Source organism: Mastigocoleus sp. MO_188.B34 (genome assembly GCF_030065675.1).
Classification (GTDB): Bacteria; Cyanobacteriota; Cyanobacteriia; order Cyanobacteriales; family Nostocaceae; genus Mastigocoleus.
The window spans coordinates 1-16,368 of sequence record NZ_JASJDK010000085.1 but is presented as its reverse complement, the minus strand read 5'-3'; the positions used below and the strand labels follow the sequence as shown (position 1 = coordinate 16,368).

13 protein-coding genes are annotated in these 16,368 nt (G+C 36.8%); 7 read left to right on the top strand and 6 right to left on the bottom strand.

Annotation, left to right across the window (positions count from 1 at the left end; all coding sequences use genetic code 11):
• The first annotated feature begins 57 nt into the window (after positions 1–57).
• Entirely contained in the window at positions 58–198 is a 141-nt protein-coding gene (locus QNJ50_RS18940; protein WP_300638072.1) for a hypothetical protein, read from the top strand.
• A gap of 33 nt (positions 199–231) precedes the next feature.
• Positions 232–1,173 carry a hypothetical protein gene (locus QNJ50_RS18935; RefSeq protein WP_300638070.1) on the top strand — a complete coding sequence of 314 codons (942 nt, stop codon included), beginning with the start codon at positions 232–234 and terminating at the stop codon, positions 1,171–1,173.
• A gap of 292 nt (positions 1,174–1,465) precedes the next feature.
• Here QNJ50_RS18935 and QNJ50_RS18930 read toward each other — a convergent pair whose 3' ends face one another.
• Positions 1,466–2,866, bottom strand: a complete 1,401-nt coding sequence (locus QNJ50_RS18930) for a peptidoglycan-binding protein (RefSeq protein ID WP_300638068.1) — start codon at positions 2,864–2,866, stop codon at positions 1,466–1,468.
• A gap of 667 nt (positions 2,867–3,533) precedes the next feature.
• Positions 3,534–4,574: a polysaccharide pyruvyl transferase CsaB gene (csaB, locus tag QNJ50_RS18925; RefSeq protein ID WP_300638066.1), complete on the bottom strand. Its 1,041-nt coding sequence runs from the start codon at positions 4,572–4,574 to the stop codon at positions 3,534–3,536.
• A gap of 289 nt (positions 4,575–4,863) precedes the next feature.
• Between csaB and QNJ50_RS18920 the strand changes: the two genes are divergently transcribed.
• The 4 genes from QNJ50_RS18920 (at position 4,864) to hisA (ending at position 8,133) form a co-directional block, all read left to right on the top strand.
• Positions 4,864–5,184, top strand: a complete 321-nt coding sequence (locus QNJ50_RS18920) for a DUF2499 domain-containing protein (RefSeq protein WP_300638064.1) — start codon at positions 4,864–4,866, stop codon at positions 5,182–5,184.
• A gap of 57 nt (positions 5,185–5,241) precedes the next feature.
• Entirely contained in the window at positions 5,242–5,550 is a 309-nt protein-coding gene (locus QNJ50_RS18915) for a DUF3593 domain-containing protein (protein WP_300638062.1), read from the top strand.
• 531 nt (positions 5,551–6,081) lie between these two features.
• Positions 6,082–7,038 carry a hypothetical protein gene (locus tag QNJ50_RS18910; protein WP_300638060.1) on the top strand — a complete coding sequence of 319 codons (957 nt, stop codon included), beginning with the start codon at positions 6,082–6,084 and terminating at the stop codon, positions 7,036–7,038.
• 321 nt (positions 7,039–7,359) lie between these two features.
• Positions 7,360–8,133: a 1-(5-phosphoribosyl)-5-[(5-phosphoribosylamino)methylideneamino]imidazole-4-carboxamide isomerase gene (hisA, locus tag QNJ50_RS18905; RefSeq protein ID WP_300638058.1), complete on the top strand. Its 774-nt coding sequence runs from the start codon at positions 7,360–7,362 to the stop codon at positions 8,131–8,133.
• 816 nt (positions 8,134–8,949) lie between these two features.
• Here the strand turns inward: hisA and ftsH3 are convergent.
• The 4 genes from ftsH3 to QNJ50_RS18885 all read right to left on the bottom strand — a co-directional run bounded on the left by ftsH3 (position 8,950) and on the right by QNJ50_RS18885 (position 13,921).
• Complete coding sequence (gene ftsH3 / locus QNJ50_RS18900) at positions 8,950–10,791, bottom strand: ATP-dependent zinc metalloprotease FtsH3 (protein WP_027841867.1); 1,842 nt, start codon at positions 10,789–10,791, stop codon at positions 8,950–8,952.
• An 88-nt stretch (positions 10,792–10,879) separates the two neighbouring features.
• Positions 10,880–11,671, bottom strand: a complete 792-nt coding sequence (locus QNJ50_RS18895) for an aminotransferase class IV (protein WP_300638096.1) — start codon at positions 11,669–11,671, stop codon at positions 10,880–10,882.
• Between the two features lie 130 nt (positions 11,672–11,801).
• Positions 11,802–12,590 (bottom strand): hypothetical protein, encoded by a 789-nt coding sequence (locus tag QNJ50_RS18890; protein WP_300638055.1) that lies wholly within the window; start codon positions 12,588–12,590, stop codon positions 11,802–11,804.
• 119 nt (positions 12,591–12,709) lie between these two features.
• Positions 12,710–13,921: an acetate kinase gene (locus QNJ50_RS18885; protein ID WP_300638052.1), complete on the bottom strand. Its 1,212-nt coding sequence runs from the start codon at positions 13,919–13,921 to the stop codon at positions 12,710–12,712.
• A gap of 681 nt (positions 13,922–14,602) precedes the next feature.
• On the opposite strand from QNJ50_RS18885, the gene QNJ50_RS18880 reads away from it, so the two are divergent.
• Entirely contained in the window at positions 14,603–15,661 is a 1,059-nt protein-coding gene (locus tag QNJ50_RS18880) for a glycosyltransferase family 4 protein (RefSeq protein ID WP_300638050.1), read from the top strand.
• Positions 15,662–16,368: the final 707 nt, after the last annotated feature.

The following is a 16,368-nucleotide window of genomic DNA, read 5'->3' as shown; positions in this document are numbered from 1 at the left end:
ATTCTGGAGATATGGGTGGGGTATTTCCAAGAATTAACGATTGGTAAATCATACGAGATGACTATAGCCACAACAGGAAATTTGTATGATTATGCTCAAAGCATTGCTCTCGATGGATTTGAAGATTATTTGCTGCGACTGCAAGGAAATTTGCTGCAATTACAAGGAACAATGATTGATTTTATTGCTATCAATTAATTAATGCCATTGTAAGCGAGTGTAAGTACAACAATGATTTCAGCTGTTTGCACTTTATACGAAGGAGACTACCACTATGGTGTGGGAGTTTTGACTAATTCTCTGTATAACCACGGTTTTCGTGGTATTGTCTGGGCTGGGTATCGCGGTAATTTACCACCTTGGGCAAAATTGCTGAAAAGTAAAGATGGCTATCATGAATTTTCTATCGCACAAGATTGCGTTATCCGATTTGTAAAGCTTACAACTAAAAAACATCTAGCTTACTACAAACCTGATTTTATGTGGGATTTACTGGAAAAATACTGTCCAGAAGTCGATGCTCTTTGTTACTTCGATCCTGATATTGTGAATAAATTTAATTGGGAATTTTATCAGAATTGGTTTCGTCACGGGATCGCCCTTTGTGGAGATTCATGGTTTAGGGTTCCTGCAAACCATCCCAGACGTTTAGCTTGGAAAGAATTTGCTCTGGATAATGGTTTTGATTGCAAACGCGATCTAGACTTCAACTACAACAGTGGTTTTATTGGTATTCCTCGTAGCTATAAATCTATTCTTTTGCTCTGGAAAAAGCTGATAGAAATTGGTACAGCTGCAGGACATTCAGATATTGAAGATTTTACCAATAGAAATGGTGATACTTACCCTTACCTTGATACGGATCAGACCTACTTTAACTTGGTGCTGATGCTGACTTCTTATCCTTTGAGTACGGTGGGTCCTGAAGGAATGGATTTTTTACCTGGTGGTAACATCATGTCCCATGCTGCAGCTCCAAAGGTTAAACCTTGGCGTAGGAAAATTATTGTTAATGCTTTACAAGGTGACGGTCCTAACTTAACTGATAAAGCATATTGGCAACATTCTCAAGCACCCATTCAAATTTATTCACAAATAAAATTTCAATGGTATAAATTTGCTTTACGTTTTGGTTCTGGTATTGGTCGTTTAATCCGTAGAGCACCAATTTAAATCCGTTTTTAAAACCTTTTGTATTGCTGTTGAAAGGAGTTTAAAAACTGGATTTGGCGGGATTGGATCATAAATTTGACCATAAATTTATAAGTTTGACGCGGGAATTACAAAACCCCGCGATTTCAATGCGGGGAGCGGGGAGTGTCAAGCTAAACAGGTAATCAGAAAAAGTAATCCACAATAAAAATGTCCATGCTGCGAGCATGAACTAAATTGACAATAATAAATTTTCTGATATTTTATTGCTTGTTTTTACTAATAGTTAGAAAACAAACTAGCAACAGAAAAATTATAAATATTCTACTCGCGCATCTAGACCCCGTTCGCGCAATTCTTTAGAAACTTCTCGAGCTTGGGAAAGATCTTCAAATTCTCCAGCGTTGACGTAATCTCCCCGTGGAGATCGAGCAGCAAAAGCATTGGGAACAAATTGGCGTACTCTCCACAGAATATCACGTCCGTTTACCGGTACTACCACCACGTAACGCCTATCACCTCGCCGATCTAAGCCTAATTTTTTTGATGTTTCTCTATCTACGTATCCAGTGATTGGTAAACCATAAAATCTTTGGTAAGCAGCTACAGCTTCCCTGGTAGCAGGACCAAAGTAATCTGTAGTTTCGGAGCGTCGAAAAAATCCTAATTCTTGTAAACGCTCTTGGAGTCGTGTAACTTTCCTTCCCCTATCACCTTCTCGTAGGAGTACTTCTGAACCACCTGTACTCCAATTTGAATCTCTTTCAGAAATGATACCTTGTTCAGGAGGTGGATAAGTAACACCTAAACGCTCCATTTCCGTACGAATTGTACTCAAAGTATTGAGATCGGCTATTCCATTCTCCGGTAAACCTCGAGACCTCTGATATTCCATAACAGCTCTTTCGGTACGAGAACCAAAAGAACCATCCACCGAGCCATTGTAAAATCTTAAACTTTGTAAGTTTGCTTGTAACTCTCTCACCCATTCACCATTACAACCAACATAAAGAGCTTCAAAATTAGGGTCACAATAACGACCATTGGAGCGCCTTACAGGAGTTTGTCTTTCGGGAACCCTAGAATTTAAACCCCTGCGAATTGCAGCATTAGTTCTGGGTCCAACAACCCCAATAGCAGATATACCGTTATCTCCCTGAAATCGTCTAACTGCTGCATCGGTTAGGTTAAGAAAACGACCGGTGATTGGTCCATCGTAATAACCCAATCTTTTTAAGTTACGTTGTAATCGTGTGACCGCTGGACCACTGCTACCACGTCTTAAACCACCACCTCTTCTTGTGTTATTACCACTACCACACCTACGATTGAGTGCTCTTGTAGTACGCGGTCCAACCTTACCGACCTGTTGCAAACCTACAGCAGCTTGAAATCTGGTTACAGCAGCTTCGGTTGCTGAACCATAAAAACCTGTCACCCTAGCATTAAAGTAGCCTAATCTTTTTAAACATCTTTGAACGTAACTAACTTGTGGACCTCGCTGACCCCTTTGTTGAGCAGAAGCGGTTTGTGTTGTCGTTCCAACAAATAGTAAGGCGATCGCAACTAACAAAACAGACTTGACTGGGTTGTTAGCAAGCCTTACCCATTTTGATTCAGTTAATAATTTTAAATCAACTCCTGCAGGAATATGTTGCCCAAACTCGGGTTCTCGATCACTTAAGTTAAATTGAACTTTGTTGATATTTTTCATCTTTATTCTCAATTTTTTGCCTAGATAAATTTCGGTTATACCGTATTGACCTAGCAAAGCAACATTTGCTGTTTAATTTTTATACAAGTGTTAATTTGTAACTATTGACTTGCAAGGCTTAATTTAAGAACTACTGCAGTTTTACCAATTGATGAACTATAAGATTATATTTATTCCACAATGAAAGTTACTAGAATATCGGAAACAATCGTCTTATTGAAACCTTTATAATTTCATATAAGAAAGAATGTGTAAGTCCTATTCAAGTAGCCTTATATTTGAGATGCCCCTGATATAATATCCGGTTAAATATTTATCACTTTAGATTAGAACATAAAGATGAGGCAAAAAAGGCGGGAAGAAAATCATAATTCTTTCTTCCAGTTTTTAATCCTTATCATTGGGTAAATAATGATAAATACTTACCATGCCATAAATTAACCCTGTCGATACAGGAATTTTCTTAGTTATAAAGTATATAACAGAACAAGTTTTTCAGATATTTTATACTTAATAAACAGTATTTTTCCGCTCAAAGCAAGGATAATTTTAAATGCTATGCCTTGGTAAAATGCTGCTATCAAGTAATTTACTGGTATAACAACTGGTATAACGGTGTATATATTTTAGTTTATCTGTAATAATACTCGTATCCAAACAATGTTTTTTATACATCTAAGGATTCAAATAAGATTTCACGATGTATTAATGCCCGATCTAGCATAAACTGTAGGCGGTCTTGTGAAAGTGCTTCTCCATTGGCGTAATGTTCTATCCATGCTTTGCTCATCAAGTTTGGATTGTCAGGTAAGGAAGTTAAATCCCAACCAGGTAGGTCCAAATCTTCCATTAGTCGATTAATCTTAGGGTCGTAACTGATAGCAAAACAGCGACATTGTTCTGCTGCTGCCATAATTAAGCTGTGTAAGCGCATTCCAATAGCCATTTCTACTCCACGATAAATACCCTTGAGAATTTGTGGTTCTTCCACACAGATAATTTTGCTGTCCTCAGTAAGTTGTGCTTTGATTCCTTCCGCAATACTTAAATCTTTATTTTTTTGAAAAGGCAAAAGTAAGATAAATGTTTCTGTTGCTTTTTGAAAGTCAACTAGAGCACGAGTTAAATTGTGCAAACGGTCTGGGGTAAGTTGTGAATGATTCCGTAATGTTACAGCAACTCTAGGTGCTGGTAGGTCAGATAACCCTGGTAATGGTTGGGATTCTAGCGCCCATACCGGATCGGGAGCAAGGATATGAGGAATTTTCCACTCTGAAAGCAAAGCAGCAGATACGCGATCGCGAACGCTTACCCGAGTACAATTACCAAAAGTTGTTTTGGCTAACCAACGAGTTATGGGGCGCTGTAAAGGACCAATTCCTTGACCCCAAGCAACTGTTTTTAAACCCATTTTTTGGGCGATCGCCATTATTGTTCCATAGTAAAAAGGGTTAAGAGCGCTAGTCACATCTTGAATTAAGCTTCCTCCACCCCAAATAAAAGCATCGCAAGAACGTAAAGCTTTTGTCACTTCTAATAAAGATTTGCGTTTGTATACTTCCACTCCATAGCGCTTTTGGGTTTCTTCTAAATTTCCAGAGAGTACTACAGGTGTTACTGATGGTGGTAGCATTTGCAAGAGCGTTGCTAGCAAAGCCTCATCTCCACCATTCCCCAAACCATAATATCCAGATAACAACGCTCGCATAGCCATGTTGGATTTTAGTTAAATCAAAGGTTTTTTGGAAGAAGACGTCAATAGTTGTCTTCAACCTGATATTTTGCATAAATATAGACCACAAACAAGACACTTCTGCCACAACTTATTAAAAGAAAGCAAACTGTATCTTGTTTGTCCCTAAACTGTCCTGTTGTGTTGTACTAAATCCACAGTTACAGTTATAGCCTCAGAGCTTTACAATTCAGATTTGTAAATTCAGATTTGTAGTTCAGAATCCACAATCCAAAACTAATAAATTCCAAAACTAATAAATAATATGTACGCACTTTCAATCCCAACCTGGATAATTCATGTCTCAAGCGTTGTTGAGTGGATCGCCGCGATCTGGCTCATTTGGGAATACGGCGAAATAACTGGTAATCGTAGTTGGTGGACGTTATCTCTGGCTATGTTACCGGCTTTGGTGAGTGCGATGTGTGCTTGTACCTGGCACTTTTTTGACAATGCTGAATTTTTGGAGTGGTTAGTGATTTTGCAAGCTAGTATGACTTTACTTGGTAACTTTACCCTTTTAGTTGCAGCTTGGTGGATTTGGCGAGCGAGTAAATCTCCGGATGAGAATACTTCACAGCCTTAAAAAATAAAAACAACAACAAAAAATCAATCTACTCAATTACTCATTAACTACTCAGTCATGATTTCAAAAGAAACTTTATTTGCTCTTTCATTATTTCCTTATTTAGGATTTTTGTGGTTTTTGAGTCGTGTTCCCCAAGTACCTCGTTTAGCACTTATCGGTTTCTATGGGACTTTGGTATTTGTGGCTATTACTATTCCTGCGGAACTATACGCCCAATCTGCTTATGGTAAATCCTTAGCAAATGTTGATTGGCTGCATGGAAGTGCGGAAGTTTTTCTCACTCTGACTAACATTTTAATTGTCCTAGGTTTTCGAAAAGCAATCATTCAAGCAAAACAAAAGAACGGAGAAGAACAAAGTTAGCCAGACAAGTCAATATTTCATATTTAAACTTCACACTTAATAATTCAAACTTCGTAATTTAAACTTTATAACTCCCATTTCAAAAGTCAAAAAACTTATAGATTAGACTTTTGAATATTTTTACTTACAAAAAATTATTTATACAAAGTAATCGCTTCTATGTGAATACCCTGCAATGAAAACATTTAAATTGTTGTTTTTTTAACATAAAAGCTTGTTTTTGATATATTTTTTTTGCAATTAATACAAGTCTCTGTAAGTCTTTGGCTGTCTTCGCAGTTTAATAATCCTTGTAATACTTTTCCAAGTTTAAATTTTTAATTGTCGTACCTCCATAACTAAAAATATCAAATGTATCAATATATTTGCCTAATAGATAAACTTTATTCTAAACTTTCTATGAATTACAACTTACTTTATTCATTTTATCTTTAGAGAGTATTGAGGAAAACCCGGATACAATTAGAAAACTATCAAAAAGCTCTTTAATAGTAAAAACTTTGAATTAATTTTTATTAGGGGAATAAATAAATGCCAGACTGTAATTCAGGTATATTGGCAAGCGATTTGGCTGGAAATTTATATATCAACCCGAGTTATCTACAAACGCGGGAAAGGGTTAACTACCTCATAAGACATTATCTCTCGGCAGGGATATTATATTCTCATTTACATAATTTTTACACTTCCTTAAAAACTCCATACAGCAGACATCACCACCAATCACTAAATTGGCAAAACATTAACTTTAAACAAGTTATAGGTGTTTCTAATGATTTATTTATCAATAAAATTATTAGTGCTGCAAAGCTAGAAATGAAATGTCATGATAGTGAAACAGAAATTAGAGCATATTTGCAAGCTGTAAATCCACGTATTTCATGTTTTTTAGAAAGTATTTCACCTCCAAGTAAAACAAAATCAAAATTTATATTTGATGCGTCAAGTAGACGAAAAGAATATCAAGAATCAGATTTATTTGGGAAAATATATCAAAGATTGACTGGTAATCAACTCAATATTCAATATGGGGTTGTTAAAACCTATAAACTTAAGGGTCATCTAAAAGAAGAAATTTATAATAATGCATTAAATAATATTGTTAACCAGTGGAATGCTATATCTATTTATATTTGGTTAATGGCGCATTCCACTGGAGAATTACAGGAGTTAATGCTTCAACCTCTACAAAATGAAGTAAATTATTTAGCAAAATTTTGGAGTATTAGTTACTGGGCATTTAGTAATTCTTTTATTTCGAGTTTACAAAAGCGCACTCAAAAACTTACAGATTTAATTAGAAGAGAAGAAAAACAAGAGAAACACAAAAATGAGATTTTAGAGCTTAATAGTGCCTTACACTTTGTAGAGGTTACTTTTACTTTTACAAGTGTGATGATGCAACTATATCAGTGGCATAAAACCCTAGATGATACCTACTTAGAAAATCTATTTGCTTGTCCAAGTAATTTGGGTCAAACTAATTAAGGATAAATAAAGTTTGGTGTCATTCAATTATCTTTAATTTTTTGACTAATACTCTCATATATTAATTTCGTTTGATTTCTAAGATTATTTTAGAAGTCGGGAGCTGATAATAGCAAGTGTACTTAGCGTTTTAAGCTTAGTTACAGTCTCAAGCAACAAAAATATATGGGGTATTTTAAAGAAATAAGTAAGTTTCAAAGACAATAATCTTATATCCTAAAAAGCCACATTAAATTAAAATGTAATCTAAAGCCGAAAAAGATATAAAAATATCTTTTCCTGCTACCTATAGTAATTTTGCAATAAATTGTATTTTGTGTAATGGACGTTATTCCAGCAATTGACTTGCTAGACGGTCGTTGCGTGCGACTATATCAAGGTGACTACGATAAATCGCAAGTTTTCAATGAAAATCCTGTCGATGTTGCTAAACAATGGGTAGAGCAAGGTGCGACTATATTACATGTAGTCGATCTTGATGGTGCTAAAGCTGGTTCAGTGGTTAACCAAAGTGTGATAGAAGCTATTGCTGGAGCTGTATCTGTACCCATTCAATTGGGAGGAGGTCTACGCAATCGCGATACAGTCGAGCAAGTATTCAATTTGGGAGTACAGCGAGCAATTCTTGGGACAATCGCAGTTGAACAACCTCAATTAGTCAGAGAACTCTGTCAAGCGTTTCCTGGAAAAATTGCGATCGGTATTGATGCTCGAAATGGTAAAGTGGCAACTTGTGGTTGGTTGGAAACTTCAGAAGTTTTAGCAACTGAGCTTGCAGTACAAATGGAAGAACTTGGTGCTTCCGCAATAATTTATACGGATATTCAACGTGATGGGACTTTATCTGGTCCTAATTTCGATGCATTACGCGAACTTGCAGCAGCGATCAAAATTCCCATTATTGCTTCTGGTGGTGTTAGTTCAATTACCGATTTATTGAGTTTATTAGCTTTAGAGCAATATGGAGTGAATGGGGCTATAGTCGGTCGTGCTCTATACACAGGTGATATTTCTCTATTGGAAGCTTTGCAAGCAGTTGGTCCAGGAAGAATTCAAGATGTTCCTCCTAACACAGATTTTTCTACATTTGCTTAAAAGTTTCAAATCCTTGATTAAACAATCATTCGCATACTTCACAGGGTTTTGACTCGGTCGTATGCTGATTCTTTTTTTACTTTTCCGGATTGATAAGTTGCCCTGCTGTATCCAATCTTAGAGAGAGTTAAGAAAGATAGATTGTTTCTTTAGTAACCTTCTTTCTACTTCAATTATTTTCATCTCTAGTACAGTTCAATATAGATTTCAATCAAACAAAAATCAATTAAACTTCGCAGAATGAATACTGATTGGAAGTAGTTATTTAAATTAACACTTGATAGCCTTATCAAGCTGTAAACGTATTATATTTAAATATAAATTCAAATTTAAATATTAATTCAAAGTTTAATCAAGCAACGGGTTTCCTCTAATTTAGAGACGCTGTTTTCCGCGTCTCTATTTTTTTATTTATGCTTTTTAAGTATTACAAAGTTTCAATACAAATACATTTAAATATAGGCATATATCACCTACAGAATTGTCATAATATACTGGTGGTGCATGACACTAAAAACCTTATTCATAGGTTCAAATTAACTCGCTTGCGTCACACACCCTACAATAAAAATATTGCCAGTTGCGTAAGTCCTAAATGTATCTAATTCAAAAACTGTGTCAGAGCATTGCTGACTGTAAAGCTTTAGCAGCAAAAGTTGCGCAGCGGATATTGATGTAGTTATATGAAGCATGGCAGGAATTTCTTAGCTCTTTGGCTCATACAAAAAAATGATGCTACCCTCCTGCAGTACTCAAATACAAGATTGATTACTTTGGAGGGCACATCATTTTGTCTGCCTTATTTGATTTGTTTAATTAAGCAAAAGCTGCAGTTTTGACATCATTATTTGCAAGGATATCCTGCAATTCTTCGGCATCGACAGTTTCTTTTTCAACTAACATGTCAGCTAGTTGGTCGAGAATGTGGCGGTTACCTTCCAAGACATCTTTAGCACGCTTGTAAGCTGAATCAACCAGTTTGCGAACTTCTTCGTCAATTGAAGCTGCTGTTTCTTCAGAAAAATCACGTTCTGACATGATATCGCGACCGAGGAACATGTTACCTTGCTGGCGACCCAGAGCAACTGGTCCTAAGCGATCGCTCATACCAAAACGAGTAATCATCTGACGTGCAACACGAGCTACTTGCTGTAAGTCGTTGGAAGCACCGGTAGTAACTTCTTCCTCACCGAAGATGATTTCTTCAGCAATTCGACCACCTAAAGCCACAGCCATTTGGTTTTCCAAATAGGAACGGCTATACAGACCAGTATCCATTCTGTCTTCGCTAGGGGTGAACCAAGTCAAACCACCAGCACGACCGCGAGGAATAATACTGATTTTTTGTACGGGGTCATAATCAGGCATTAAAGCACCAACTAAAGCGTGACCAGCTTCATGGTAAGCAACCAAAGTTTTGCGCTTCTCGCTCATTACCCGATCTTTCTTCTCTGGTCCAGCTAAGACGCGATCGATGGCATCATTGATTTCGTCCATCGAAATTTCTGTTAAATTGCGTCTTGCAGCCAAAATAGCAGCTTCGTTGAGTAGATTGGATAAGTCCGCACCTGTGAAACCAGGGGTCCGACGAGCAATTTTATCTAAGTCCACATCCTTCCCTAAGGTTTTACCACGGGCGTGAACTTTAAGAATTTCGCTACGTCCGGAGTAGTCGGGACGATCTACAACTACTTGACGGTCGAAACGACCGGGACGTAATAAAGCTGCATCTAATACGTCGGGACGGTTGGTAGCAGCGATAATGATGATACCGGTATTACCTTCAAAACCATCCATTTCTGTGAGTAACTGGTTAAGGGTTTGTTCTCTTTCGTCGTTACCACCACCTAAACCAGCACCACGTTGACGACCTACAGCGTCAATTTCATCGATGAATACGATACAAGGAGCATTAGCTTTCGCTTGTTCGAACAAGTCACGGACGCGAGATGCACCCACACCCACAAACATTTCTACGAACTCGGAACCAGAGATGGAGAAGAAGGGAACACCTGCTTCGCCCGCAACTGCACGAGCTAACAAAGTTTTACCAGTTCCAGGAGGTCCAACGAGTAGAACGCCTTTGGGAATTTTTGCTCCTACAGCAGTGAAGCGATCTGCATTTTTCAGGAAGTCAACAACTTCGTTGAGTTCCAACTTGGCTTGATCGATACCAGCAACATCACCAAAAGTAACCTGGGTTTGTGGCTCCATTTGTACTCTGGCTTTGGACTTACCAAAGTTCATTGCTTGGCTACCAGGACCATTTTGGGCGCGGCGTAGCAAGAAGAACAAACCAACCAAAAGCAAAATTGGGAAGAAGAGGCTGCTGAGTACTCTAAACCAAACTCCTTCATCGGATGGCGGTAAAACAGAAATATCTACACCTTTTGCACTCAAGGTATTGATAAGTTGCGGATCGTTAACTAAATTAACAATTCTCTTTTCTGTATCATCACTTGGAGTAACTACAGCTGTAGTTCTATCCGAGCTAATGCTAACTTTTTCTACCTTACCTTCTTCAACTTTTTGAATAAATTGACTGTATCGCCATGTCTCTTTACCTTGGGGTTGCTTTTCAAAAAATGCTGTCCCTAAGGCAATGACAACAATAAAAAGCAGCACGTACAGCCCCGCATTTCTCCATCTTTTATTCACCGAGGTCGATCCTCCTATTAATTTGCGTATGAGGGCGTTTATAAGAAATATGTTAACTTATCTTAAGGTATACCAGAATGCCTACACATTATGATATTAAAAATCTCCGTAATTGTGGGAAACAACAGTGGTAAGGATTATATTTTAACGATCCTGCTCCTTGAATGACTTCACACAAGGGGATAACTTCTACTACACAATTGCTGTATGCTAGTGCCTCCAAGCTTCTCACGAATTCTGGAGTAAATGGTTCTTCTTTCACAGATTGTCCTGAAGCTTCAAGGCGCTTAAATAAGTGCGATCGCATAATACCTGGTAGAATACCGGCACTCAGTGGAGGAGTCCACCAAGTATTTTTCCCCCAACCCCAAAGATTTCCAGTGCTCGTTTCCAGCCAATATCCCCGATAATCGGCGAAAATCGCTTCTTGAGCATTATATTTGTCAGCGCTAAATTTAGATAGCCAAGGAACTAAGTAATTTCCTGTTTTATGAGTTGGTAAACTGCGATAGCTATCGCTGTTAGCAACGTAAGCTTTTACACCATTATCTTGAGAATCTTTTAAGTTAGATGGTAGCAATCTGCCGAATATCAACTCGGTACCATCGGGAAATATAGTAATTCTGAGAACAGAAAAATTTTCGGCAAGGGATTTTGCACCTTGACGTAATTGTTGCCAATTGGGTGAAGACCAACCAAAATCTTGTAAGCTCGAATTTAGGCGATCGCAATGTAAACGCCAATTAGTTAACGGGAAATCGAGAGAATTATTATATACACGCAAGGTTGTAAATAATGTTGCGCCATAAAGCAAACCCGGGTCGTAGATGCTTAATTCCAGAGTTTCAGACTCAATTAATTTTCCCTTGTACCAGTAAATAATAAAAACCTCAATTTGATATTGTTTTATTTACTATATGGCTAGCGCCATACAATAATTACATTACGCTTACGCGTTTACGTTAACGCAAATACTCAGTTGCCAATACCCAGTCGCTAATCCCCAATCCCTAATCCTGTTGAGAAAGCTTAATCTTATAACTGCCATCTGGAGTTTTTATTACCTTTCCTCCTAAAGCTTCTATTTCCATTATTGCTCTTTTGTGGGTCTTCTCATCAACACCTTGATTTAAAACCATTGACCAAGCAGCAATTTGAGCGTTTTTACTATTAGGTTTACGACTAATATAATTAGCCGTACGTTCTGATATGTATGCTGTTTGTCGACTCTCTTCATCAGAATGATTGCTAGCCCAGTTTGCTGCTTTTGCAAAAGATTGCTGGGCTGCTTTAGAATCGCCTAAAAATAATAATTCATCTATACCTTTGTAGCGCCAGACAAAATATGAGCGTTTTGGAACCCAAGGAGATAAAGATTTTAATCCTTTGTTAGTCAATTCTACAGATATTTCTGGCATCCCTGCATACATAGATGTACTGGTAGAAAGGGCAAGATAAGCTTGAATAAATCGCGGATCGCGCTCAAGAATAACTTCAAAATACTCGGGACTGAGATTGTAACCTGTTTTAGCCCGGGTTTCATCGTCACCAAAATACTGCAAAAAACCAAGATAAACCCAATTGGCAATTACATTATCAAAACCAAAACTAGGCAACTGTTTGAGGAGTTGCAAACGCAATCTTTCTGACTTAAGCTTTTGCTCTAATTCTAATTTAGAGTGTTCATTTTTACTCTTTGCTGATGATTGCATTAGTGGAAATTGCATAGATATAATTCCGCAAATACTCAACAAAAATGCTAGGGAAGCACCTATAGCTTGACGAGAGAAAAATACCATTCCCGCTTAGTCGCAATTTATTATTCAATTACGAACTCATAATTCCCTTATGTTATGGGGAAATAACAAATATGTGCCCAAATTATTGAGTTTTGACTTTGTAACTGCTGCGTACAGTACTAGGCTAATAAGTTCCAACATTCCTGAGCTATAGCCCAATCTTCCTGTGTGTGGATAACCAATACCCGTATACTTGAATCATCAGTTGCGATATCTTCATCTACTGGTTTTTGAGCATTTTTCTCAAGATCTAGCTTCAATCCTAAAAACTTGAATCCTTCGCAAGCAGCTTGGCGTACCTTAACAGCATTTTCACCTACACCAGCCGTAAATATTAATGCATCTAAACCTTGGAGGCTAGAAAGCATTGCACCAATCTCAGAACGTAAACGATGTATATAAATATCAAAAGCCAATTGTGCGCGTTTATTACCTTGAGAACTAGCTTCTAGTACTACTCTTAAATCGCTGGATATACCTGATATTCCCTTCAATCCAGAAGATTTATTTAAGATGCGGTCTAATTCATCTGCAGAATAGTCCGATTCTCGCAACAGATGAATTAAAATTCCTGGATCCACTGAACCGGAACGACTACCCATCATTAATCCATCCAAGGGTGTAAAACCCATGGTCGTATCAACGCTAAAACCGTTTTTAATTGCACTCAAAGAACAACCATTACCTAAATGACAGGTTATTAAGCGCAAAGACTTCAAGTCTTGACCCAAAATATTAGCAGCACGACGAGCACAATACTGATGGCTAATACCATGAAAGCCATAGCGACGGATACCTTGTTCTACCCATTCATAAGGTCCAGGATAAATAGCTGCAGCATCTGGCAAATTAGAATGAAAAGCTGTATCAAATACTGCAATTTGTTTTACATTTCCCAAACATTTCTCCATTGATTCTATACCCAATAAATTCCCTGGATTATGTGCGGGAGCTAAAGCTCTTAGTCGAGCTATCGCTTGTTTTATCTCTTGAGTAATCACCACACTTTTACGGTAATCCATACCTCCATGAACAACCCGGTGTCCGACTACATCAATTTCTGATAATTCATTAATTACCCGAGTGGGATCGCTAGTTAAGGTACCAAGTAAATAAGAAATAACTTCAGACTGAGAATCTGTAGAGATTTCTTTGTGTAAAGTATTTTCAAAAGTTTTAATTTCAATTTCTGCTACACCTGGATGATGAGTCCAATCTACATTTGCTTTCCACAAAGGTTGGGGGGCTTTTGTGGGAATAGACTCGCGACTGACTTCATACAGGCAACTTTTTTGACTACTGGAACCCACATTTAGTACTAGTATCTTCATTTTAGTTGTTACTGATAAATATATGTATATAAGGACTGTGGAGAAAAAAATAGGTAAAAAATAAAGTTTTTACAAACTTCAATAATTTACTTTTTTCTCACGTTTGATATGTGTTTTAGGACTCCAGTTACTGTGCTAAAATAGTTAGTTTGTAATTTTCTCCTCTTCAAGATACTACAGAAACATCTGTTAATTAGCCTTGTTTCTACTTACTATATATTGATGGACAGGTATTAAGATTCCATGAATTTCCCAATCTAAATTTCCTTTTTTTATCTGCATCTGCTTGTATATTTTCTAAATTCCCTTCCAAATTAAAGTTTTATGCTAACTAAAACGGTACTACAAGACTTCACGACTCACTACAGCTTTTTAGCAAGTCTCACTATGGAGTTTTTGTCATCAATATCCATAGTACTCATGTGAAAACTGTGGGGTGGTCATTAATTAGTTTACCTGGATAAGATTTTTGTATGAGTAGTAACATTTTTAACTTTTTTACTGCTTCTTACTTAATTCTCTTCAATTCACAATTTCAGAATTTTGAAGTTTAGAGAATTCTGAAGTTTCAGATTCTTGAAGTTTCATATTCTTGAGATTTTAGGTGATTTGAACCTCCCAAACTTTCTCTAGCACAGTCAGAAGCTACATAAAAAAATATTTATCAAGGTAGAAAATTGAATGCGCATACTACACATATTGAACGAACTTCGCATTATTGGTAACGGTATTGTTAATGTTGCTGTGGACCTAGCGTGCTTACAAGCAAACACCGGTCATGACGTTGCTGTAGTTTCTGGTGGTGGAGAATACGAAACTTTATTAGCACAATATGGTGTCAAACATTTTCACCTAGACCAAAGTCGAAAACCTATTCAAATAATCAAAGCAGCTTTAGGTTATCGCAAAATTATTAAAGAATTTCAACCAGAAATAGTCCATGCTCATATGATGACTGGGATAACACTGGCTAAAATTTTAAAATGTTCGTCCAGTTATGGTCTAGTTTCTACGGTACATAACGAATTCCAACGCAGTGCTATTACTATGGGTTTAGCAAACCGTGTTATTGCAGTTAGTAAAGCTGTTGCTGATTCAATGGTGAAACGTGGTGTACCCAAAGAAAATTTACGGGTAATATCTAATGGAACTTTGGGTAGCGTTCGCACCCCAAAAATTTCAGAATATCAGCCAATGAAACTGAAACATCCAGCAATTGTTACTGTTGCGGGTATGTATCAACGTAAAGGTATCGGTGAATTAATTGAAGCTTTCGCAGAAATTGCTAATGATTTCCCTCTAGCTCATCTCTATTTAGTGGGGAATGGTCCCGATAAAGAAAAATTTGAAGCTCAAGCTCGAAGTACTTCTGCTTGCGATCGCATACATTTTGAAGGTTTCCAAGCAGAAGCCCAACGCTACATGCTTGGTTGTGACATTTTTGTCCTCGCTTCCCACAAAGATCCTTCTCCCCTAGTCATACCAGAAGCTCGTGAAGCCGGTTGTGCCATTATTGCAACAAACGTTGATGGTATTCCAGAAGGTCTAGATAACGGAGAAGCAGGTATTTTAATACCGCCAAAAAATCCTGAAGCTTTAGCAAATGCTTTAGGAAAATTACTTGGTAGTGTGGAGGATTTAAATAATTGGCGAATTAAAGCTAAACAAAATCTTGAAAGACTCACTTTAACGCGAGTGAATGAAGAGACAATAAAAGTATATGGCGAATTAATAAATTAATTTTCAATATTTACACTAGTTTAAAATTGTTAGTTTAAATTTATCTAATTCAATTTATCTAACAATTTTAATCTCACAATTTTAAGTTATGTATTCCAAACTCGAAGGATGATAAATCCACAATTCTTCGAGTTTTTTGTTGCGTTAGTTAGGACAGTTGATTTTTTATATTGCCATATAGTGATAGGATTAATACAATCACAAAAGCAGTAAATACCGATATGTAAAAAAATACAAAACTTAAATAAACACTAAAATTTGTACTAATACAACGGATGCTTTTCTATGACCTTGATAACTTTAGATACTTTCCGACCCAATCGTGTTTCATTTCTACAAGGTTGATGTAATTCTTACAGTATCTAACATAGTGATTTATTAATTGTATGGCAGTTAATATTATTTCAGAAACTGCTATATATTTTTAGTTGCACGTTCACAATATTTAACTACATGATTTTGAGATAAAAAGGCACAAAAATTTGAGATAAAAGGGTAAGAGCTAGATTTTGTAATAAGTTAGATATTTTTCAACTACAGCCAAAAAGCAATCTGTAAACCTGAAAAAATTCAAATCCAGAAAGTCCGAAATCTATAAGTTTTAAACCTATAGATTTGAAACCTATAAATTTTAAATCTATAAGTTTCAAAATCACATCTAATGCAAATTAAATTTAGCCTTCTAATATCAAGTTTTTAAAGAAATG